At 61.5% G+C, this 21,570-nt stretch carries 21 protein-coding genes; 5 read left to right on the plus strand and 16 right to left on the minus strand.

The window, feature by feature from the left end; genetic code table 11:
• Position 1: 1 nt before the first annotated feature.
• From AC13RE_RS20540 to sdhC, 11 genes are all read right to left on the minus strand, one after another.
• Positions 2-2,986 carry a 2-oxoglutarate dehydrogenase E1 component gene (locus tag AC13RE_RS20540; RefSeq protein ID WP_488564290.1) on the minus strand — a complete coding sequence of 995 codons (2,985 nt, stop codon included), beginning with the start codon at positions 2,984-2,986 and terminating at the stop codon, positions 2-4.
• A gap of 175 nt (positions 2,987-3,161) precedes the next feature.
• Positions 3,162-4,064, minus strand: coding sequence for a succinate--CoA ligase subunit alpha (gene sucD, locus AC13RE_RS20545; RefSeq protein WP_068388874.1), 903 nt, complete (start codon positions 4,062-4,064; stop codon positions 3,162-3,164).
• A gap of 12 nt (positions 4,065-4,076) precedes the next feature.
• Positions 4,077-4,568, minus strand: a complete 492-nt coding sequence (locus AC13RE_RS20550) for a DUF1579 family protein (RefSeq protein WP_132720617.1) — start codon at positions 4,566-4,568, stop codon at positions 4,077-4,079.
• A gap of 5 nt (positions 4,569-4,573) precedes the next feature.
• Positions 4,574-5,767: an ADP-forming succinate--CoA ligase subunit beta gene (gene sucC, locus AC13RE_RS20555; RefSeq protein WP_488564291.1), complete on the minus strand. Its 1,194-nt coding sequence runs from the start codon at positions 5,765-5,767 to the stop codon at positions 4,574-4,576.
• A 27-nt stretch (positions 5,768-5,794) separates the two neighbouring features.
• Positions 5,795-6,757 carry a malate dehydrogenase gene (gene mdh, locus AC13RE_RS20560; protein ID WP_015341411.1) on the minus strand — a complete coding sequence of 321 codons (963 nt, stop codon included), beginning with the start codon at positions 6,755-6,757 and terminating at the stop codon, positions 5,795-5,797.
• Between the two features lie 180 nt (positions 6,758-6,937).
• Entirely contained in the window at positions 6,938-8,101 is a 1,164-nt protein-coding gene (gene zapE, locus AC13RE_RS20565) for a cell division protein ZapE (protein ID WP_488564292.1), read from the minus strand.
• A gap of 62 nt (positions 8,102-8,163) precedes the next feature.
• Complete coding sequence (locus AC13RE_RS20570; protein WP_015341413.1) at positions 8,164-8,691, minus strand: protease inhibitor Inh/omp19 family protein; 528 nt, start codon at positions 8,689-8,691, stop codon at positions 8,164-8,166.
• A 337-nt stretch (positions 8,692-9,028) separates the two neighbouring features.
• Positions 9,029-9,808, minus strand: a complete 780-nt coding sequence (locus AC13RE_RS20575; protein ID WP_015341415.1) for a succinate dehydrogenase iron-sulfur subunit — start codon at positions 9,806-9,808, stop codon at positions 9,029-9,031.
• 17 nt (positions 9,809-9,825) lie between these two features.
• Complete coding sequence (sdhA, locus tag AC13RE_RS20580) at positions 9,826-11,682, minus strand: succinate dehydrogenase flavoprotein subunit (protein ID WP_488564293.1); 1,857 nt, start codon at positions 11,680-11,682, stop codon at positions 9,826-9,828.
• Positions 11,683-11,689: 7 nt separating this feature from the next.
• Complete coding sequence (gene sdhD, locus AC13RE_RS20585; RefSeq protein WP_488564294.1) at positions 11,690-12,070, minus strand: succinate dehydrogenase, hydrophobic membrane anchor protein; 381 nt, start codon at positions 12,068-12,070, stop codon at positions 11,690-11,692.
• Positions 12,071-12,135: 65 nt separating this feature from the next.
• The gene (gene sdhC / locus AC13RE_RS20590; protein WP_488486591.1) at positions 12,136-12,534 is read right to left on the minus strand and encodes a succinate dehydrogenase, cytochrome b556 subunit; all 399 of its coding nucleotides are present in this window, start codon (positions 12,532-12,534) and stop codon (positions 12,136-12,138) included.
• 302 nt (positions 12,535-12,836) lie between these two features.
• On the opposite strand from sdhC, the gene AC13RE_RS20595 reads away from it, so the two are divergent.
• Positions 12,837-13,232 carry a hypothetical protein gene (locus tag AC13RE_RS20595; protein WP_488564295.1) on the plus strand — a complete coding sequence of 132 codons (396 nt, stop codon included), beginning with the start codon at positions 12,837-12,839 and terminating at the stop codon, positions 13,230-13,232.
• A gap of 6 nt (positions 13,233-13,238) precedes the next feature.
• Here the strand turns inward: AC13RE_RS20595 and AC13RE_RS20600 are convergent, their stop codons facing one another.
• The 5 genes from AC13RE_RS20600 to tsaD are packed head-to-tail and all read right to left on the minus strand — an operon-like array spanning position 13,239 to position 16,757.
• On the minus strand, positions 13,239-13,889 hold the full coding sequence (locus tag AC13RE_RS20600; RefSeq protein WP_488564296.1) for a class I SAM-dependent methyltransferase: 651 nt from the start codon (positions 13,887-13,889) through the stop codon (positions 13,239-13,241).
• A 30-nt stretch (positions 13,890-13,919) separates the two neighbouring features.
• A complete protein-coding gene (locus AC13RE_RS20605; RefSeq protein ID WP_488564297.1) occupies positions 13,920-14,351 on the minus strand; it encodes an EVE domain-containing protein in 432 nt (143 codons plus the stop codon).
• A gap of 3 nt (positions 14,352-14,354) precedes the next feature.
• Positions 14,355-14,648 carry a YciI-like protein gene (locus AC13RE_RS20610; RefSeq protein WP_015341422.1) on the minus strand — a complete coding sequence of 98 codons (294 nt, stop codon included), beginning with the start codon at positions 14,646-14,648 and terminating at the stop codon, positions 14,355-14,357.
• 25 nt (positions 14,649-14,673) lie between these two features.
• Entirely contained in the window at positions 14,674-15,663 is a 990-nt protein-coding gene (locus tag AC13RE_RS20615; protein WP_488564298.1) for an NAD(P)H-dependent glycerol-3-phosphate dehydrogenase, read from the minus strand.
• A complete protein-coding gene (gene tsaD, locus AC13RE_RS20620; protein ID WP_015341424.1) occupies positions 15,660-16,757 on the minus strand; it encodes a tRNA (adenosine(37)-N6)-threonylcarbamoyltransferase complex transferase subunit TsaD in 1,098 nt (365 codons plus the stop codon). The genes AC13RE_RS20615 and tsaD overlap by 4 nt, the downstream gene beginning before the upstream one ends.
• A gap of 84 nt (positions 16,758-16,841) precedes the next feature.
• On the opposite strand from tsaD, the gene hemC reads away from it, so the two are divergent.
• The 4 genes from hemC (at position 16,842) to AC13RE_RS20640 (ending at position 21,489) form a co-directional block, all read left to right on the plus strand.
• Complete coding sequence (gene hemC / locus AC13RE_RS20625) at positions 16,842-17,771, plus strand: hydroxymethylbilane synthase (protein ID WP_132720606.1); 930 nt, start codon at positions 16,842-16,844, stop codon at positions 17,769-17,771.
• A gap of 6 nt (positions 17,772-17,777) precedes the next feature.
• A complete protein-coding gene (locus tag AC13RE_RS20630; RefSeq protein ID WP_488564299.1) occupies positions 17,778-18,506 on the plus strand; it encodes a uroporphyrinogen-III synthase in 729 nt (242 codons plus the stop codon).
• 79 nt (positions 18,507-18,585) lie between these two features.
• Positions 18,586-19,866, plus strand: coding sequence for a COG4223 family protein (locus tag AC13RE_RS20635; RefSeq protein ID WP_488564300.1), 1,281 nt, complete (start codon positions 18,586-18,588; stop codon positions 19,864-19,866).
• Positions 19,867-19,881: 15 nt separating this feature from the next.
• Entirely contained in the window at positions 19,882-21,489 is a 1,608-nt protein-coding gene (locus AC13RE_RS20640; RefSeq protein WP_488564301.1) for a heme biosynthesis HemY N-terminal domain-containing protein, read from the plus strand.
• Positions 21,490-21,570 lie beyond the last annotated feature (81 nt).

The following is a 21,570-nucleotide window of genomic DNA, read 5'->3' on the forward strand; positions in this document are numbered from 1 at the left end:
CTCAACCGCCGAGCGCGTCCTCGAGGAACGCCGCAAGCTGCGACAGATGCTTGGACATCAGGCCCGTCGCCGGGGAGGCGGCGGCCGGACGGCCGGTGTAGCGAACGCGCTGGTACTTGGCATCGATATGGGCAAGTACCCATTCCAGATACGGATCGATGAAGGACCATGCGCCCATGTTCTTCGGCTCTTCCTGGCACCAGACCATTTCCGCATTGCGGAAGCGGCTGAGCTCGTTGATGAGCGCCTTGGCCGGGAACGGATAGAGCTGTTCGATACGCAGCAGGTAGATATCGTCGATGCCGCGCTTCTCGCGCTCTTCCAGCAGATCGTAATAGACCTTGCCCGAGCAGATGACGACGCGACGAATCTTGTTGTCCTTCTGCAGCTTGATCGGGCTGTCCTTGATCAGCTCCGCATCATCCCAGAGCAAGCGATGGAACGAGCTTTCGCCGGCCATCTCCGCAAGGGTCGATACGGCGCGCTTGTGGCGCAGCAGCGACTTCGGCGTCATCAGGATCAGCGGCTTGCGGAAGTCGCGCTTCAGCTGACGGCGCAGGATATGGAAGTAGTTCGCCGGCGTCGTGACGTTGGCGACCTGCATGTTATCCTCGGCGCAGAGCTGCAGATAGCGTTCCAGGCGGGCGGAGGAGTGTTCCGGACCCTGGCCTTCATAGCCATGCGGCAGCAGGCAGACGAGACCGGACATGCGCAGCCACTTGCGTTCGCCCGACGAGATGAACTGGTCGAAGACGACCTGCGCACCGTTGGCGAAATCGCCGAACTGGGCCTCCCAGAGGGTCAGCGCGTTCGGACGGGCAAGCGAGTAGCCATATTCGAAGCCGAGAACCGCTTCTTCCGAGAGCATCGAGTTGATGACTTCGTAGCGGGCCTGGGTCGGCGAGAGATTGGCGAGCGGAATATAGCGCTCTTCGGTCTCTTGATCGTAGAGAACCGAATGACGCTGCGAGAAGGTGCCGCGTTCGCAATCCTGACCGGACAGACGGATCTTGTGGCCTTCGACGACGAGCGAACCGAATGCCAGGGCTTCCGCCATGGCCCAGTCGATGCCCTCGCCCGTCTGCACCATGTTGGCGCGGTTTTCCATGAAGCGCTGGATGGTGCGGTGCGCGTGGAAGCCGGTCGGGATTTCCGACAGCTTGCGACCGATTTCCTTCAGCGACTTCATCGGCACGGCCGTTTTGCCGCGGCGCTGCTCGTCGGCATTGTCGGCCGTGTGCAGGCCGGACCACTCGCCATCCAGCCAGTCGGCCTTGTTCGGCTTGTAGGACTGGCCGGCCTCGAACTCCTGCTCGAGATGGGCACGCCAATCGGCCTTCATCTTTTCGACTTCGCCTTCAGTCAGCACGCCTTCGCTGACCAGCCGCTGCGAGTAGATCTGCAAGACCGTGCTGTGGGCGCGGATGACCTTGTACATGTTCGGCTGCGTGAAGGACGGTTCATCGCCTTCATTGTGGCCGTAGCGGCGGTAGCAGAACAGGTCGAGGACCACAGGCTTGTGGAACTTCATGCGGAATTCGGTTGCGATCTTCGCAGCGTAAACGACCGCTTCAGGATCGTCGCCGTTGACGTGGAAGATCGGCGCTTCGATCATCTTGGCGACGTCGGACGGATAGGGCGACGAACGCGAGAAGGCCGGATTGGTGGTGAAACCAATCTGGTTGTTGATGATGACGTGCATCGTACCGGCAACGCGGTGGCCGCGCAGACCGGAGAGGCCGAGGATTTCGGCAACGACGCCCTGGCCGGCGAAAGCTGCGTCACCATGGATGAGCAGCGGCACGACCTTGGCACGCTCGGAGAGCGGGATGATGTCGCCGTCCCACTGGGTGGCGCCCATGTCCTGCTTGGCGCGAGCCTTGCCCATGACGACCGGATTGACGATTTCGAGATGCGACGGGTTTGCCGTCAGCGAGACGTGTACCTTCGCACCATCGAAATCGCGGTCCGAAGAAGCGCCGAGATGGTACTTGACGTCGCCCGAGCCTTCGACTTCGTCCGGCGCGTAGGAGCCACCCTTGAACTCGTGGAAGATGGCGCGATGCGGCTTGCCCATGACCTGGGACAGCACGTTCAGACGGCCGCGGTGAGCCATGCCGAAGACGGCTTCGCGAAGACCGAGCTGGCTGCCGCTCTTGAGGATCTGTTCAAGCGCCGGGATCAGCGATTCACCGCCGTCGAGGCCGAAACGCTTGGTGCCCTTGAACTTGACGTCGAGGAACTGCTCGTAGCCTTCGGCTTCGATGATCTTCTGCAGGATGGCCTTCTTGCGTTCGGAATTGAAGGCGATGCCCTTGTCCGGACCTTCGATGCGCTCTTGAATCCAGGCCTTTTCCTCCGGATTGGAGATGTGCATGAATTCGACGCCGAGGGTGGAGCAGTAGGTGCGCTCGAGGATCTCGATCATCTCGCGAATGGTTGCGAATTCGAGACCAAGCACGTTGTCGATGAAGATCTTGCGGTCGAGGTCGGCCTCGGTGAAACCATAGGCTTCCGGCGACAGTTCCTTGTAGTCTTCGACCGGAGCGGCGATGCCGAGCGGATCGAGCTTGGCGTGCAGGTGGCCGCGCATGCGATAGGCACGGATCATCATGATGGCGCGGACGCTATCGCGCGTCGCCTGCAGCACGTCGGTCGCGCTCGCCGGCGTACCGGCAGTTTCCGCCTTCGCCTTCAGCTTGGTTTCGATGACCTTTTCGACCACGCCCCAGTCGCCGTCGAGCGCGGAAACCAGATCGCCCTTTGCCGGGATCGGCCAGTTCTTGCGCTGCCAAGAGGCGCCCTTGGCTGCCTTCCTCACATCGTCGGGGCTATCCTCGAGCGCCTTGAAGAAAGACCGCCATTCGTCGGAGACCGATGAAGGATCGTCCTCGTAGCGCGCGTAGAGCTGCTCGATATAGGCAGCATTGGCGCCATCCAGGAACGAGGTGATCTGAAATTGCTCGTTGGCTTCTTGCCTTGCCATGGTGAATCTGCGGGCGCTCTCGCCCGTCTCCCAACTTGTTTGCATTGCCGGTTTTCGGGTCCCCGGCGACCGTATTTCGTTCACAGCCATGAAGGCCGCAGTTATGCACTTGCAAATGTCGAAACCGGACGGGACAAGGCGACTGCCGCCCCGTCCGGCCTTGCTATAGGTAGGCTCAGCCCTTCAGGACTTCCACCAGTGTCTTGCCGAGACGCGCCGGCGACGGCGACACGCGGATGCCTGCCGCTTCCATCGCTGCGATCTTGTCTTCCGCGCCGCCCTTGCCGCCGGAAATCACGGCGCCCGCATGGCCCATGGTGCGGCCGGGAGGTGCCGTGCGGCCGGCGATGAAACCGACCATCGGCTTCTTGCGGCCCTTCTTGGCTTCGTCCTTGAGGAACTGCGCGGCTTCTTCTTCAGCCGAACCGCCGATTTCGCCGATCATGATGATCGACTTGGTTTCGTCGTCGGCGAGGAACATTTCCAGGATGTCGATGAATTCGGTGCCCTTGACCGGGTCGCCGCCGATGCCGACAGCCGTCGTCTGACCGAGACCTTCATTGGTGGTCTGGAACACGGCTTCATAGGTCAGCGTGCCGGAACGCGAGAGAACGCCGACGGAGCCCTTCTTGAAGATGGAGCCCGGCATAATGCCGATCTTGCATTCGTTCGGGGTCAGAACGCCCGGGCAGTTCGGTCCGATCAGACGCGACTTCGACTTGATCAGGCGGTCCTTGACCTTGACCATGTCGGCGACCGGAATGCCTTCCGTGATGCAGACGATCAGCGGGATCTCGGCTTCGATCGCTTCGAGGATCGCAGCCGCAGCGCCTGCCGGCGGTACGTAAATGACCGAGGCGTTGGCGCCGGTCGCGTCCTTGCCTTCGGCGACGGACTTGAAGATCGGCAGCTTTTCGCCGTCCTTGCCGGTCCAGGTTTCACCGCCCTTGGAAGGGTGGATGCCGCCGACCATCTTCGTGCCGTGATAGGCAAGCGCCTGTTCGGTGTGGAAGGTACCGGTCTTGCCGGTCAGGCCCTGAACCAGAACCTTGGTGTCTTTGTTGATGAGAATAGACATGCGAGGCCTTTGTTACGAGAGGTTGGAAGACGCGGAGGCAACGCGGCGATATAAGCCGCTGACGACCTCCTGCCATGTATCGCTGCCGGCGGGCGAGAACGTGACGCCCATGCGGTAGCAGTCTTCATTTTCGAACTGAAAGAGAGTGCGTTGCTGACCGCGCGGCGAGACCTTGGTCAGGACAAGCTTGTCGTCGATCCATTCGCCGGAGGCCGGCGCGGCGGGCGTAAAGCCCACCGTATCGAACTGATAGAGCTTGTAGGCCTGATCCGCAGCGTCGAAGCCGAGAATGTTCCGGGCTTCGAACGACGTGCTGCCGTCCCGCTTCTGTACGTAGCGCTGTTCGACGAAAAATCCGCCGAACAGACACTCAGCCGTGAGCTGCGCAGTTGCCGTGCCTTCCTTCGTCCAGGCCGAAGCCGCGACACGCTCTTCCCCTTCCCAGGTGCCGGCAAAGGCACCGAGGCGGAGATGAGCAGCCGTTGGAGCGAAGGAAGCAGCCATCCCGATCAGCCCTTGACTGCCTTCACGATCTTCTGGGCGGCATCGTCCAGGTCATCTGCGGAGATGACGTTGAGACCGGATTCGTTGATGATCTTCTTGCCGAGCTCGACATTCGTGCCTTCAAGGCGAACGACGAGCGGAACCTTCAGACCGACTTCCTTGACGGCTGCGAGCACGCCTTCGGCAATGACATCGCACTTCATGATGCCGCCGAAGATGTTGACCAGAATGCCCTGGACAGCCGGATCGGCGGTGATGATCTTGAACGCGGCCGTAACCTTTTCCTTGGTGGCGCCACCGCCGACATCGAGGAAGTTCGCCGGCTCAGCGCCGTAGAGCTTGATGATGTCCATGGTTGCCATGGCAAGGCCGGCGCCGTTGACCATGCAGCCGATGTTGCCGTCGAGGGCGACATAGGCGAGGTCGTATTCATGGGCCTGGATTTCCTTCTCGTCTTCTTCGGACGTGTCGCGCAGCGCGCGGACGTCTTCGTGACGGAAGAGAGCGTTGCCGTCGAAGGAAACCTTGGCGTCGAGAACGCGCAGACGGCCGTTGGTCATGACGATCAGCGGGTTGACTTCCAGCAGCGCCATATCCTTCTCGACGAAGGCCTTGTAGAGGATCGGGAAGAGCTTGGCGGCATCTTCGCGGGCAGCACCCTCGAGCTTCAGCGCGTCGGAAAGAGCAGCCGTATTGGCAGCCGTCACACCCGTCGACGGGTCGATGGCGACGGTGATGATCTTTTCCGGCGTGTCGTGCGCAACGGTCTCGATGTCCATGCCGCCTTCGGTCGAAACGACGAAAGCGACCTGACCGACGGAGCGGTCGACCAGGATCGAGAGGTAGAGTTCGCGGTCGATGTCCGCGCCGTCTTCGATGTAGAGGCGGTTGACCTGCTTGCCGACTGGGCCGGTCTGCTTGGTTACCAGCGTGTTGCCGAGCATGTCCTTGGCGTTGGCGACGACGTCGTCAACGGACTTGGCGAGACGAACGCCGCCCTTGGCGTCCGGGCCGAGTTCCTTGAACTTGCCCTTACCGCGGCCGCCAGCATGGATCTGGCTCTTGACGACGTAGAGCGGGCCCGGGAGCTGCTTGGCAGCGGCGGCGGCTTCATCGGCGGAGAAGATGGCAACGCCGTCCGCGACGGGTGCGCCATAGCTCTTCAACAGCGCCTTGGCCTGGTATTCATGAATGTTCATGGGTCTATCCCTGTTGGAACGGCTAGATTATTTCAGCGACGGCGCGATCGTGGCGCAGGCTTCGCAAAGACCCGCAACAGCTGCGACCGACTTGTCGAAGGCTTCTTTTTCGGCCTTGTTCAGATCGATCTCGATCACGCGCTCGATGCCGCCGGCACCGATGACGGTGGGAACGCCGACATACATGTCCTTGACGCCATACTGGCCGTCGAGGTGAGCGGCGCAGGGCAGGACGCGCTTCTTGTCCTTGAGGTAGGATTCGGCCATCGCGATGGCGGAAGCAGCCGGGGCGTAATAAGCGGAACCGGTCTTGAGCAGGCCGACGATCTCGGCGCCGCCGTCACGGGTGCGCTGGATGATTTCTTCGAGGCGCTCGGCAGTGAGCCAGCCCATGGTGACGAGGTCCGTCAGCGGGATGCCGGCAACGGTGGAGTAGCGAGCGAGCGGCACCATCGAATCGCCGTGGCCGCCGAGAACGAAAGCCGTGACGTCTTCGACCGATACGTTGAATTCCTTGGCGAGGAAGAGGCGGAAGCGCGAGCTATCGAGCACGCCAGCCATGCCAACGACCTTGTTGGTTGGCAGGCCCGAGAACTTCTGCAGCGCCCAGACCATGGCGTCGAGCGGATTGGTGATGCAGATCACGAAAGCGTTCGGGGCATACTTCTTGATGCCGGCGCCGACCTGTTCCATGACCTTGAGATTGATGCCGAGAAGATCGTCGCGGCTCATGCCCGGCTTGCGGGGAACGCCAGCGGTGACGATGCAGACGTCAGCGCCTTCGATCGCAGAATAGTCGCTGGCGCCCGTAAGGTTGGCGTCGAAGCCTTCGACGGGAGAGGACTGGGCGATATCGAGGCCCTTGCCCTGAGGAATGCCGTCCGCGATGTCGAACAGGACGATGTCGCCCAGTTCCTTCAGGCCGGCGAGATGCGCCAGCGTGCCACCAATCATGCCAGAACCAATAAGTGCGATCTTGTTGCGCGCCATTTCGGTGTATCCTTTGCGATCAAAATCCGTGGCGGGACACCTGCAAGGGCATCCACCTATGCCGCAACTCGCATAGACCCAAAGGCGGAAATTGGCAATTGATTATTTTGAGATCAGGAATTTCAATCGGTTAGATCGAAAAATTCTTACGTAAACGTAAGTCAATCCGTCACCGATTTGTTACTCAGCGGCGCGCCTTGCCGGTGTCTGGGCGAGATATTCGGCGCTGCGCATCTCGAAAAGCCGGGATGCGGTCCGGTCGAATTCGAAGCCTTCGGTGCCCCGACGCTCCACGAGCAGCTCTTCCGGCATCGCGGCTGCAGAGACGTAAAGCCGAATATTATGATCGTAGAGCGTATCGATCAAAATGATGAAACGCTTCGTTTGGTTCCGCTTGTCCGGACCAAGCTTCGGCACGTGATCGAGAAAGATCGTATCGAAACGCTCGGCGACGGCGAGGAAATCAGCAGGCCCCAGCGGCGCGTCGCAAAGATCGGCGAAGGAGAAACGCGCCATGCGATCGACGGCGAGCGGGACATGGATGGAGCGCCCCTTCATCGGGATCTCCATCGGCTGCGCCTTGCGCCCGTGTAGCCCCTGCATCCAGGAGGCGTCCATCGCCATGTCGGTACGCTGGTCAAGCGGAGTGAGATAGACCGGCTGGCTGTTCAGCTTCTCCATGCGGTAATCGGTCGGCGAATCCAGCGTCACGATATCGACATGCTTCTTCAAGAGATCGATGAAGGGCAGAAAAAGGCCACGATTGAGCCCATCACGATAGAGATTGTCCGGCTCGACATTCGAAGTGGCGATCAGCACGCAGCCGAGCGAAAACAGCTCGGAAAACAGCCGCGAGAGGATCATCGCATCGGCAATGTCGGTGACCGTGAATTCATCGAAGCACAGCAATTCGGCTTCGGCGTAGAGATCGGCGGCAACAGGTGGTATGGGGTCGGTCTGCTTTGTCTCGCCGTTCTTGAATTTCAGCCGCTGCGCTGCGATCCGGTTGTGCACATCGTTCATGAACTCGAAAAAATGCGCCCGGCGCTTCTTCGGGCAGGGCGCCATCGCGAAGAACATGTCCATCAACATGGTCTTGCCGCGGCCGACGCTGCCATGAATATAGAGGCCCTTGATCGTCTCCGCCGATTTCTTGCGCGCGGCAAACATCCACCCCAGCGCGCTGGACTTTGCCGCGGGCCGTTTCCGTTTGAGATCGGCAAGCACACGGTCCAGCTTTTTCGCCACATCGATCTGCGCCGAATCCACCTGAAGGGATCCGGACGCCGTCAGCGCCTTCAGCTGTTCGCAGACGCTGATCGAGTAATCTGGCATGGGCTGCATGGGGAAATATCCGCCTGTGCAAATGGGGCGCATCCAGAGGATGCCGCCCCTTTCAAATAAGCTTATCGGCTGAGGCTGAGCGGTTGACCGGAGGCGGTCGAACCGTCAAAGCGCGAAGCGGCCGTCTTGTAGACCGTACCGATCGTCGAGCCGTCACGATTCTTCAACAGGACCTGCTTGCCGGAAACCTCCCACGACCCCATCGAGGTCAGCTCGCCAGCGCAACCGCGCGTGCCACCGCGCGAGCCACTGCCGAGGTTCGTCAGCGTCAGGAACATGTCGCAGCTCGATCCGCCGTTGCTGACCTTCCAGCTGCCGACCATCGATTCCTTCGTGACATCCATGGCGGACGCCGCCATCGCCTGCTGCTGTGCTGGATTAGCTGCATTCGGCGCGCTCGCAGGGGCGGCCGGGAACTGCGAACCGTTACCGGCGCCTGCCGGCGGAAGTTGGCTGGATTGTACGGAAGGAACAGGCTGGGCCTGCAGTGGCGGCGGAGAAGAATAACTATCGTTGTTGTATGCCGTGCGCTGGCAACCGGCAAGCGACAGGCCAATCGCCGCAGCCGTCACTGCATATCTAAACTGCATCATCACACTCCTAAATGATTGTCCACCGCTGACATCTGCAAAGTGATATTTAATGATGTCCGAATTATCGTATTTCACTTTGGTTAATCAAGTCGATACCGCTACAAATTGTCGTAGGCGATAGCTGGACAAGAATCGGGTGGTTTCAAGGCTTAACCGGCTGTAACTCATCCAAAATGACTGCGAGCGGTCAATTCGGTTGCTTCTCCGACACCCGCCTGTGCTCGAATGTCCTCGCAACGGCAGCATATCGCGAACCATCTGCAGGACATGCGGGCGCTTCGGCGAGCTTGCCGAAGCATTTTGATTTTGCGGTTAAACGGCCGAAAGCGGCGGGTTAGACCCGCCGCTCGACCATCATCTTCTTGATTTCGGCGATCGCCTTGGCCGGGTTCAGACCCTTCGGGCAGGTCTGGGCGCAATTCATGATCGTATGGCAGCGATAGAGGCGGAACGGATCCTCGAGATTGTCGAGGCGTTCACCCTTGGCTTCGTCTCTGGAATCGATCAGCCAGCGATAGGCCTGCAGCAGAACCGCCGGACCGAGGTAACGGTCGCCGTTCCACCAGTAGCTCGGACAGGAGGTCGAGCAGCAGGCGCACAGGATGCATTCATAGAGGCCGTCGAGCTTCAGGCGGTCCTCATGGCTCTGCTTCCATTCCTTGGCCGGCGGCGGCGATACCGTCTTCAGCCAAGGCTCGATCGAGCGGTGCTGCGCATAAAAATTCGTCAGATCCGGCACGAGGTCCTTGACGACGGGCATGTGCGGCAGCGGGTAGACCTTCACCGTGCCCTTGATCTCGTCCAGACCCTTGGTGCAGGCGAGCGTGTTGGTGCCGTCGATATTCATCGCGCAGGAGCCGCAAATGCCTTCGCGACAGGAGCGGCGCAGGGTCAGTGTCGGGTCGATGTTGTTCTTGATGTAGAGCAGACCATCGAGCACCATGGGGCCGCAATCATCGATATCGATATAGTAGGTATCGATGCTCGGGTTCTGGCCGTCATCCGGGCTCCAGCGATAGACGCGGAATTCGCGCGTGTTCTTGGCACCGACCGGTTTCGGCCAGACCTTGCCTTCGCGCATCTGAGAGTTCTTGGGGAGAGCGAGTTCAACCATGGTCAGTTCCTCTCAGATCAGTACACGCGTGCCTTCGGCTCGATCTTGTGCGGATCGATGCCTTCGGCGATCAGGTCGGTGTGAACCGGACGATAGTCGAGCTTCACGTCGCCTGCCTCGTTAACCCAGGCAAGCGTATGCTTGCGCCAGTTTTCGTCGTCGCGGCCGGCGAACTTACCCTCGGTATAGTCTTCGCGAGCATGCGAGCCGCGGCTTTCCTTGCGGGCCTCGGCGCCGTAGATCGTCGTGATGGCGTTGGCCATCAGATTGTGGAGTTCCAGCGTTTCGACGAGGTCGGAATTCCAGGTCAGCGAACGATCGGTGACCTTGATGTCGGACATTTCACCCCAGATTTCCGAAAGACGGCGGCAGCCGGATTCCAGCGATTCCTGGGTGCGGAACACGGCCGCATCTTCCTGCATGGCGCGCTGCATCTTCTCGCGCAGCGCTGCCGTCGGCGTCGAGCCGCTGGCGTGACGCAAGCGATCGAAGCGCTCCATGATCTTGTCGCAGGCCGCGACGTTGACCGGAGGAACCGGACCGACACGGTCGATGACCTGGCCGGCGCGGATGGCGGCGGCGCGGCCGAAGACCACAAGGTCGATCAGCGAATTCGAGCCGAGGCGGTTGGCGCCATGCACCGACGCGCAGCCGGCTTCGCCGACGGCCATCAGGCCCGGCAGCACGCGCTCGGGATTGTTGCTGTCGGCATTCAGCACTTCGCCCCAATAGTTTGTCGGAATGCCGCCCATGTTGTAGTGAACGGTCGGCAGGACGGGGATCGGGTCACGGGTCACATCAACGCCGGCGAAGATGCGGGCACTCTCGGAAATGCCCGGCAGGCGCTCATGCAGCACGGCCGGATCAAGGTGGTCGAGATGCAGGAAGATGTGATCCTTGTTCTTGCCGACGCCGCGACCCTCACGGATCTCAAGCGTCATGCAGCGTGAAACGACGTCACGCGAGGCAAGGTCCTTCGCCGAAGGCGCATAGCGTTCCATGAAGCGCTCGCCCTCGGAATTGACCAGATAACCGCCTTCGCCGCGGGCACCTTCGGTGATGAGGCAGCCCGAACCGTAGATGCCGGTCGGATGGAACTGCACGAACTCCATGTCCTGCAGCGGCAGGCCGGCGCGAGCCACCATGCCGCCACCGTCGCCGGTGCAGGTATGGGCAGACGTGGCCGAGAAATAGGCGCGGCCGTAGCCGCCGGTCGCCAGCACCACCATCTTGGCGGCGAAGCGATGGATCGTGCCATCATCGAGGCACCAGGCGACGACGCCGGTGCAACGGCTGCCATCGTCGGACATGATGAGATCAAGCGCGAAATATTCGATGAAGAATTCAGCGTTGTTGCGCAACGACTGGCCGTAGAGCGTGTGCAGAATGGCGTGACCGGTACGGTCGGCGGCGGCACAGGTGCGCTGCACCGGCGGTCCCTCGCCGAAATTCTGCATGTGGCCGCCGAACGGGCGCTGGTAGATCTTGCCTTCTTCGTTGCGCGAGAAGGGCACGCCATAATGCTCAAGCTCGTAAACGGCCTTCGGCGCTTCCATGACCATGTACTGCATGGCATCGACATCGCCGAGCCAGTCGGAGCCCTTGACGGTGTCGTAGAGATGCCACTGCCAGCTGTCCGGCGTCATGTTCTGCAGCGAGGCGGCAATGCCGCCCTGGGCTGCGACGGTGTGCGAGCGGGTCGGAAACACCTTGGTGATGCAGGCGGTACGGAAACCCTGTTCGGCCATGCCGAGCGTGGCGCGCAGGCCGGCGCCGCCGGCGCCAACGACGATCACATCATAGGAGTGATCGATATATTTATAGGCTTTCCCGTTTTGAGCAGGCCCATTCTGAGCGGATGAGTTCGGTGCCATGATGCAATTATCCTACGAACGCGATCTTCAGAATGGCGAAAAGACAGAGCCCCGCCACGACGACCGCGAAGAACGTGTTGAGCATGAGAAGGACGATCTTGGCAAATTCGCCATGAACATAGTCCTCGATGATGACCTGCATGCCGATCTTCATGTGAATGAGGGCTGAGATCACCATCAGGCCGAAGATGACGGCCACGATCGGGTTCGAGATCGCGTGCACGACTTCCGCATAGGGCGCGCCGGCATAGATGATCAGGAAGATGACGAAGAAGAGAAAGAGGGGAACATTGGCAACGGCGGTCAGGCGCTGACGCCAGAAATGATCGGTACCTTCCTTTGCGGAACCGAGACCGCGGACTTTGCCCAGAGGAGTGCGCATATCCATGAGAAATATCCTTTAAAGCATGATCCCGAAATGCGCCCAAGCGCTTCCGGGAGCGATCATGCCAATCAACCCAGCCGGATGACGATGCCGATGATCCAGACCAGCGCGGTCAGACCGATCGAGCCGATGAGCGTGGCCTTGGCCATTCTGGTCGAAACGGCGGGATCGAAACCATGCCCGAGATCCCACACGAAGTGGCGCAGGCCGCCAAGCATGTGGTGCAGCAGCGCCCAGGTGTAGCCAAGCAGGATGATACGACCGATGATCGTGCCCATGATCCAGTTGACCAGATCGAAATAGCCCTGACCGGTCGCCGCGGCGATCAGCCACCAGGCGACCAGCAGCGTGCCGAAATAGAGCGCGCCCCCGGTGATGCGGTGGAGGATCGACATGACCATGGTGGGAATGGGTTTGTAGATTTGCAGATGCGGCGACAGAGGCCGGTTTTGTGTGACGTTCGCCATCAGAACCTCGCGGCGTTACGATACGCTTAGAACCCGGTTATCCGGGGCAACGCGCGCGCAGAGACGTGCAGTGTGCGTTGCATCATTGCGACCAATAATCACAGAGACGCCCATCCACAAGCACAATTGATGCCTGCATCGAATTTAATCGATTCGGATCGGGCTGCACTTTAGCGAGCATGCAATGACGGGCTTCCCATTCCGGGCCGTTTACCATTTCGGCAACCCTGACGTGGACTTCGCGCGGCTCTTGAGGCAATCTGCCGTTAAGATTTCATTAACCGATCGAAGCGAGTCGAATCATGAAGCCGCATCTTTTCAAGGCAGCAGCGCTCGTTTTGGCGGCAGCCACCCTTTCCTTCGCCCCGGCATCGGCGGGCGACTACCGCCACTGGCATCATCACGATCGCTCCGGCTTGGTGCATCTGAGCCAGATCTCCCAGCCCCAGAGGCGCGAGCAGCAACCTGCCCGGATTGTCATCATGGAGCGGCGCGACGCGGCAAACGCCGGCAGCTATGCCGGCTCGGCCGATGTCTATCGGGCCGATGGCGGCACCTATGTCATCGGCTATGGCAGCTACAATCCCTATGCTCCGCCTGCCACAGCGCAGCTGAGGCCGAAGGCAAAGGTCATCGATGTCCGCTATGCCGGCAATCCCTGCTCGTATGAAGCAGGCGTCTGCGTCATCAGGCACTGACGTTTCTCAATCTGCGAGAAATCGCCAGACCGTCGTCTTCTTGATCTCGCTGTCCTCGAGCGCCCGCGTCACCGGCACTTGATAGGTCGCCTGCTCTTCCAGACGATCCTTGGGAAGATAGGCCCTGCCGGGATCGCCGACGAGAACCGTCTTCCCCTCGCCCGCCAGACGTCTTAGCCAGGGAACGAGGCTCGCGGCAAAATCGCGATCATAGAAGACATCGCCGGCAAGAATAACGCCCGCATCCACGGTGCGGCCGATAATGTCATTGCTGGAGAAATCGATGGTGACGCCGTTTTCAAGGGCATTGAGCCGGATTGCCGTGCCCGCCCATGGATCGATATCGACGGCAAGCACATGAGCCGCACCCGCACGCTTCGCAGCAATCGCGACGAGCCCGGAGCCGGTGGCAAAATCCAGCACGGTTTTGCCGGCAACGATTTCCGGATGATCGAGGATATAGCGCGCGAGACCCTGCCCACCCGCCCAGGCAAAGGCCCAGAAGGGCGGCGGCAGGCCGATCTCCTCCAGCTCTTCTTCCGTCTTCAGCCACAGTTCATGTGCTTCGCTTGCCAGATGCAGCCGGATTTCCGGCACATGCGGCGACGCCATGACGCTGGTATTGGCACGGATGAAGCTTTCCGGATCGGTTTTCAATGAATCTCCCACCCACCGAACAAGGCCGGATCAGGCCGGCGGATTGTCCAGACCACCCATGCGGCAGACTTCGAGCCATTCATCATCCGTCACCGGCTGCACCGAAAGCCGCATGGAGGTGACGAGCGCCATCTGCGAAAGCTTCGGATTGGCCTTGATGTCCTTGAGGGTCACCGGATTCGGCATATCGCGAACGGCGCGGATGTCGACACATTCCCAGCGCGGATCGTCCTTAGCGGTCGAATCCGGATGCGCCAGCGCGCAGACCTCTACGATACCGACGACCTCCAACCCGTCATTGGAGTGATAGAAGAAACCCTTGTCGCCGATCTGCATGGCCCGCATGTTGTTTCGGGCGAGATAGTTGCGCACGCCGGTCCATTCGGTGCCTTTTGCGCCGGCATCCTTCTGCTGCTGCCAGGACCAGGAGGACGGCTCGGATTTATAAAGCCAATGCGCCATCTCTCATGCCTCCGGATTGTTGAAGACCCAGTTGAACGGCTTGATCTCGACGCTCTCGAACAGACCGGCCTTCGTATAGGGATCGGCATCGGCAATCGCCTTGGCGGCCTCGGCGCTCTCGGCCTTGACGACAACGAGACTACCGTTCGGCTTGCCGTCCGCATCCAGGAACGGACCCGCCATCTTCAACGTGCCTTCGGCATTGAGCTTGTTCAGATGCTCCAGATGCGCCGGGCGCGTCTCCATGCGAACATTCAGGTGACCGGGCTTGTCCTTGCAGACAAAGGCAAACAGCATGATTAGTCTCCTTCAAATATCCAAACTATTCCGTAGTGATCGGCCGCGTCATCAATTGTCCGATGGCTGTTGCTATGTCGAGCTTGCCGTCGATGATGGCGGACACCGCGTCGGTGATCGGCATGTCGACGCCGAGTTTGTCGGCGAGCCGCGCGGCGATGGAAGCGGCATAGGCGCCCTCGACCAGCGTGCCATGCGTCGGATCGGCAGCCTCGCCCTCACCCAGCGCAATGCCGAATCGCAGGTTGCGGGATTGATGGCTGGTGGCCGTCAGCACGAGGTCGCCAAGACCCGATAGGCCGCGCACAGTTTCAGCCTTGCCCCCCTTCGCTGCAACGAAGCGCGACATCTCGGCAAGACCACGGCTGATCAGCGCCGCGCGTGCGGAATCACCGATACCCCGGCCCTCGACGATGCCGCAGGCAATCGCGAGAACATTCTTCAAGGCACCGCCGAGCTGAACGCCGATGCGGTCATCCGAGGCGTAGAGGCGAAACGTCGGGCCGGAAATCGCCTGGGCTAGCCTTTCGGCGACAGTCATGTCGGCGGCGGCGATCGCCATGGCCGTCGGCAGTCCCTTGGCAATGTCCGCGGCAAAGCCCGGGCCTGAGAGCACGGCGATCGCATGCTGCGGCAACTCCCGCTCCAGCATATCGGTCAGCAGATCGCCGGAGACCTTGTCGATACCTTTCGCGCACGTAACGACGACCGCATCCTTGGCGAGATAAGGGCCATAATGACGGGCAGCATCGGCCTGCGCCTGTGAGGGCATGGCAAAAAGAACGATGCCGGCATTGGAAATTGCATCCGGCACGGCCGAAAACTGCAGCGAATCCGGAAGATCGATGCCGGGCAGGACGGCATCATGCATGCGGTCGGCGGCAAGGTCAGTCATCAGCCCTGCGTTGCGTCCGACGAGCACCACATCGGCACGACCGGTCAGCGCGATGACGGCGGCAAGCGCCGTGCCGAAAGCGCCGGCGCCGATGACTGCGATCCGCTCATTGCCGCTCATGCCTTCGCTCCTCGTTTGCCATGTCCGAGCAGGGTTTCCGCCTTCTGATCCAACGGCCAGCGCGAGCGCGGCTGCACATCGAGATCGTCAGGTGCGGCGCCCGTCGCCATGCGTTCCAGTCCAGCCCAGGCGATCATGACGGCATTATCCGTACACAATCTCAATGGCGGCGCGATGAAGCGGAAACCATTGGCGTCGCAAAGCTCCTGCAGCGTGCGGCGCAGCTCGAGATTGGCGGCAACGCCCCCGGCCACCACAAGCGACGGCTTTTCCTCAGTCTTCGGAAACTCCGTCTTGAAGCGCTGCAGGCCGCGGCCGATCCGGTCCTTCAGCGTGCGCGAGATCGCCTTCTGGAAGGAGGCGCAGATATCGGCGATATCCTGCTCGGTGACAGGCGCAATTGCCGTCGCCGCCTGTCGTACCGCTGTCTTCAGGCCGGAAAAGGAAAAATCGAGGCGCGTTTCGCCGACCAGGGGACGCGGAAGATCGAAGCGGTCCGGATTGCCGTTTTTGGCGGCTGCCTCCACAGCCGGGCCGCCGGGATAGGGCAGTCCCAGAAGCTTGGCCGTCTTGTCGAAGGCTTCGCCGAGCGCATCGTCGATGGTCGTCCCCCAGCGCTCATATTGGCCGACGCCGCGCACCAGGATCAGCTGGGTGTGGCCGCCGGACACGAGCAGCATGAGATAAGGGAAGGCAAGACCGTCCGTCAGCCGCGCCGTCAGGGCATGGCCTTCCAGATGGTTGATAGCGTATAATGGCTTGCCTGTCGCGCGTGAGATCGCCTTGCCCGTCATCAGCCCGACGAGCAGACCGCCGATGAGGCCCGGCCCGGATGTAGCGGCAATGGCATCGACGTCCGAGAGCGACACATTGGCGCGTTTCAATGCCTCGTCGATCAGCGTATCGAGCGCTTCGACGTGTGCCCGCGCAGCAATTTCCGGCACGACGCCGCCATAGGCGCTATGCTCGTCCAGCTGGCTGAGGACGACATCGGAACAAACCGTTGGCGTGCCGTCATCCCGGCGCTCGACAATAGCTGCAGCGGTTTCGTCGCAGCTTGTTTCGATGCCGAGAATACGAAGAACGGATGTCATGGAGAAAGTTCGTTGCCTACAGGTCGATTGCGATAAAGCGGAAATATGGTTACGGGAACTGTCGGTAACAACGGATCAAAGCGGATGCAAACAAAACCTTTCCGGATCGGCACGCGCGGCAGCCCGCTGGCGCTCGCCCAGGCGCGAGAAGCGCGCGACCGCCTGATGGCGGCCCATGGCCTTCCGGAGGAGATGTTCGAAATCGTCGTTCTGACCACCAAGGGCGACCGCATCACCGACCGCTCGCTCGCGGCAATCGGCGGCAAGGGCCTGTTCACGGAAGAGCTGGAAGAGAAGCTGACCTCAGGCGAACTCGACCTCGCCGTGCATTCGGCCAAGGATATGGCGACGAAGCTGCCCCAAGGCCTGGCGCTCACAGCTTATCTGCCGCGAGAAGATATCCGCGATTCGGTCATCGGCCGCACCGCGCCGAAACTGATCGAGCTGCCGCATGGCGCTACCGTCGGCTCTGCGTCGCTGCGCCGCCAGGCGCTGATCCGTCGCCTGCGCCCGGATATCAACGTCATTACCTTCCGCGGTTCGGTTCAGACGCGCCTGCGCAAGCTGGAAGAGGGGCAGGCCGACGCCACCTTGCTGGCGCTTGCAGGCCTGAAGCGGCTTGGCATGGTCGAGGTCATCACCGACATTCTCGATCCTGATGAATTCCCTCCAGCGCCGGCACAAGGCGCAATCGCCATCGAGAGCCGGATCGACGATCAGCAGATGAACGACCTGCTCGCCGCCGTCAATGATGCGCCGACTTTCGACGCCGTATCCTGCGAACGTGCCTTCCTGGCGGCGCTCGACGGCTCCTGTCGCACACCGATAGCCGGCTACGCAATTTGCGAAGGCGATCATCTGCGCTTCTTCGGCATGATCCTCACCCCGGATGGCCGCCAAGTGCACACGACGACCATCGAAGGCCACCGGCGCGATGCCGAGGCGCTGGGGATCAATGCCGGTCAGGCGATCCGCGCCGAGGCCGGCAGCACCTTCTTCGAAGACTGGACCTGACAAAGGATGCGCGTCGTCGTCACCCGCCCTCGGCATTCGGGTGAACGCACCATGCGGCGGTTGACGCAAATGGGGCACGAACCCCTGCTGCTGCCGCTGGCCGAACCCGTCCATCATGTCGAGGAGGCAAGACGAGCGCTCCTGACCACGCAGGGCGCCGTCGCCGTCACCAGCGCCGAGGCGTTCCGCGTGCTGGCGGCGCTAGGCTCCGATATCGAGCCCCATCTCGGACGACCGCTCTTTGCGGTGGGCAAGGCAACGGCTAGAGAGGCAGCGGAGCTCGGCTTCAGCAATATCGCAGTCTCCCAAGGCGCCGGCGCCGAGCTTGCCGCCCTGATTTCACGCCATTCTGGCGGCAGGAATACCGCGCCCCTCCTCTATCTCGCAGGCTTTCCGCGCGCGGCCGGTTTCGAAGCCGGATTGGCGGAGCTGCACCTGCCTTTCCTGACCGTCGAATGCTACCGAATGCGGGATATCATCCCTGACGACGTCACTCTTCGCCGGTTTTTTTCCGACGCTCGCGCGGATGCCGTGCTGCTTTATTCTCACGAAACCGCCAGGCGCTTTTTCGGCCTGTCTTTCGTCGGCCACAACATGGAGCTTTTTGCGGAAACGCGGTTTCTTTGTTTGAGCGAAGCCGTGGCGGGCGCGGTTCCGGAGACGCTGCAATCCCATGTCGATATCGCCGACATGCCGAATGAAGACCGACTTCTGGCGCTTCTGATCCGGGCGTAAGGCCGCAATTTTGATGTAAGGCCTTTTCATAATCGCCTTGTCTGTCTAACTTCGTTGCAGCGCATGAAAAGAGGACCTCATGGTATCGCGAAAAACGCCTAACCATTCGAAGCCCAACGACGAACCGGTCACGATCGATCTGGAAGCCGAAGAGACTGCGCAGGACGCAGCTCCCGAAGATTTGACCGAGCGCAGCCATGGCGAGCTTGGCGGCTCCTCGGCAGATAAAGTGGAAATGCCGCTGGAAGCGGAGAAGGAGCCGCTTCGCGAGGAAGCTCAGGAGACGATCTTCGACGCCGCACCGCAAGAGCAGCAAGGTGCATCAGCACAACAGGCCGATTCTCCGCCCTCCCATGCCCAACAAGCGCCCCATACCGAGCGTTCGCAGTCGCACGCAGGTTCAACCTCGGGGCTGATCGCGGCCGGCATCGTCGGCGGCTTGATCGCCCTCATCGGCGCCGGCGCCTTGCAATATGCCGGCTTCCTGCCTGGCGGCCGCGCAGGCAAAGATAGCTCTACCCAGATCGCAACGCTGAATACGGAGATCGACGGTCTCAAGCAGAGCATCGCCAATCTCGCCGCCGCGCCAGCCGCAAAGCCGGACGAAGCGCTGACGGCCCGCGTCGCAGCGCTTGAGACGAGCGCTGCCAACGGCGCTTTGACAAATGGCTCGGGTGGCACCGCAAACCCCGCTTCCGATCAGAAGATCGCTTCGCTCACCAGCGAGGTCGAGCAGCTGAAATCGGATCTCAGCAAGACGACGCAGAGCCAGGCAACCTCCGACGCCGAGGTCAGCAAGCGTCTTGATGACGCCGAAAAGAAGCTGAGCGGACCGAGCCAGGAGAGCGCTGTGGCTCGCGCCATCGCGGCGGCGGCGTTGAAGGCAGCAATTGACCGCGGCGGTCCCTTCCAGCCTGAGCTCGACACCTTCGCCAATGTCGCGCCGGACGATCCGGCCGTTGCCGCCCTCAAGAATTTCGCCCAGACCGGCGTTCCCTCTCGGGCCGACCTGATCCGCCAGGTTTCGAATGTCGCAACGGCAATCGTCGCAACGGCACAGACCGACGATCCGAATCAGAGCTGGAGCAGCCGCCTGGTATCCGGCGCCAAGTCGCTGGTGCAGGTCCGCCCCGTCGGCAATGTCTCTGGCGACAGCATCGATGCCATCGCCGCCCGTTTTGAGGACAAGGTCAGGAATGGCGATCTCCCGGGTGCGGTGACCGAGTGGAACAGCCTGCCCGATGCCGCGAAATCTGCATCGGCCGCCTTCAAGCAATCGCTGGAGGCCCGCATCCGCGTCGAGGATCTGGTAAGCGATGCCTTGTCGAAGGCGATCGCCAATACCGGGAAACAGAATTAAGGACGGAGTGTAGCAATGATCAGACTGCTTATCTTCGCCATTCTCGTCCTGGCTCTCGGCTATGGTTTTTCCTGGCTCGCGGATCGGCCCGGCGATCTCTCGCTGGTCTGGGAAGGCCAGCTTTACCAGACGAAGCTGATCGTCGCCGCCGCGATCCTGATTGCGATCGTGGCCGCCGTGATGATCGTCTGGTGGTTCGTGCGCTTGATCTGGAATTCGCCGCACTCCGTCACCCGCTATTTCCGCGCCCGCAAGCGCGACCGCGGCTATCAGGCGCTCTCCACCGGCCTCATCGCCGCGGGCGCCGGCAATGCCCTGCTCGCGCGCAAGATGGCGGCCCGCACCCGCGGCCTCATCCGCGCCGATCAGGAGCCGCTCATCAACCTGCTTGAGGCTCAGGCTGCCTTGATCGAAGGCAAGCATGACGAGGCGCGCCAGAAGTTCGAGCAGATGGCCAATGATCCGGAAACGCGCGAACTCGGCCTGCGTGGCCTCTATCTCGAAGCCAAGCGCCTCGGGGCGCATGAAGCGGCGCGGCAATATGCCGAGAAGGCGGCCGACCAGGCGCCCTACCTGCCCTGGGCGGCACAGGCGACGCTGGAATATCGCAGCCAAGCCGGCCGCTGGGACGATGCCATCAAGCTGCTCGACCAGCAGAAGGCTGCCCATGTCGTCGATAAGGCAACCGCCAACCGTCAACGCGCCGTGCTCCTGACGGCGCGCGCCGACGAGAAATTGGAAAGCGATCCCGCCGGCGCACGCGACGATGCGCTGGCGGCATTAAAGCTCGTGGATGATTTCGTTCCCGCCGCGCTGATCGCCGCCAAAGCCTTGTTCCGTGAAGACAAGGTGCGCAAGGCTGCCTCCATCCTCGAGCAGGTCTGGAAAGCCCGGCCGCATCCCGAAATCGGCAAAGCCTATGTGCGGGCCCGCAGCGGCGATTCCGTTCTCGATCGCCTGAAACGCGCCGAACGGCTGGAGGCGATCCGCCCGAACAATGTCGAAGCCCTGCTGTTGACCGCAAAGGCGGCAATGGACGCGGGCGATTTCGGCAAGGCCCGTGCCAAGGCGGAAGCCGCCGCACGGATCGATGCGCGCGAGGGCGCCTTCCTGCTTCTCGCCGATATCGAAGAGGCGGAAACCGGCGATCAGGGCCGCGTCCGCCACTGGATGGCGCAGGCGCTGCGCGCCCCGCGCGATCCAGCCTGGGTCGCCGATGGTTTCGTCTCGGAAAAATGGCTGCCGCTGTCGCCGGTCACCGGCCGCCTCGACGCCTTCGAGTGGAAGGCGCCCTTCGGCCAGATCGAAGGTCCGGTCGAAGAGGGTTCCGCGGTTTCTGTCGATGCGGCGCTGAAATCGCTGCCGCCGGTGCGCGAGGCGGCTGGCGCAACCGCAGCGGAGGCGACAAATTCACCAAAAGTTGCATCGCCAGCCAGCAATGCCTATGTCATGGAGTTGGAGCCCGCCGTGGCAAAGTCCGCGCCGAGCGTGTCCGAGGCAGCGCCCAAACCGGTGCCGCAGGATGCGGAGCCCCGGCCCTTCTTCGGTGGCGCGCCTGATGATCCGGGCGTGAAAGATCATAAACTTGAACCGGAACCCAAGACGCGGCTCAAGTTGTTCTAGAGCAATTCCGGCAACAGCGCGCAGCGGCTTTGCGTCTGGAATTCCGGAAGACAAAAAGATGGAGCATGGTGCCCCAAGAAC

The sequence above is a fragment of the Martinezella sp. CNPSo 3959 genome, from assembly GCF_057784355.1.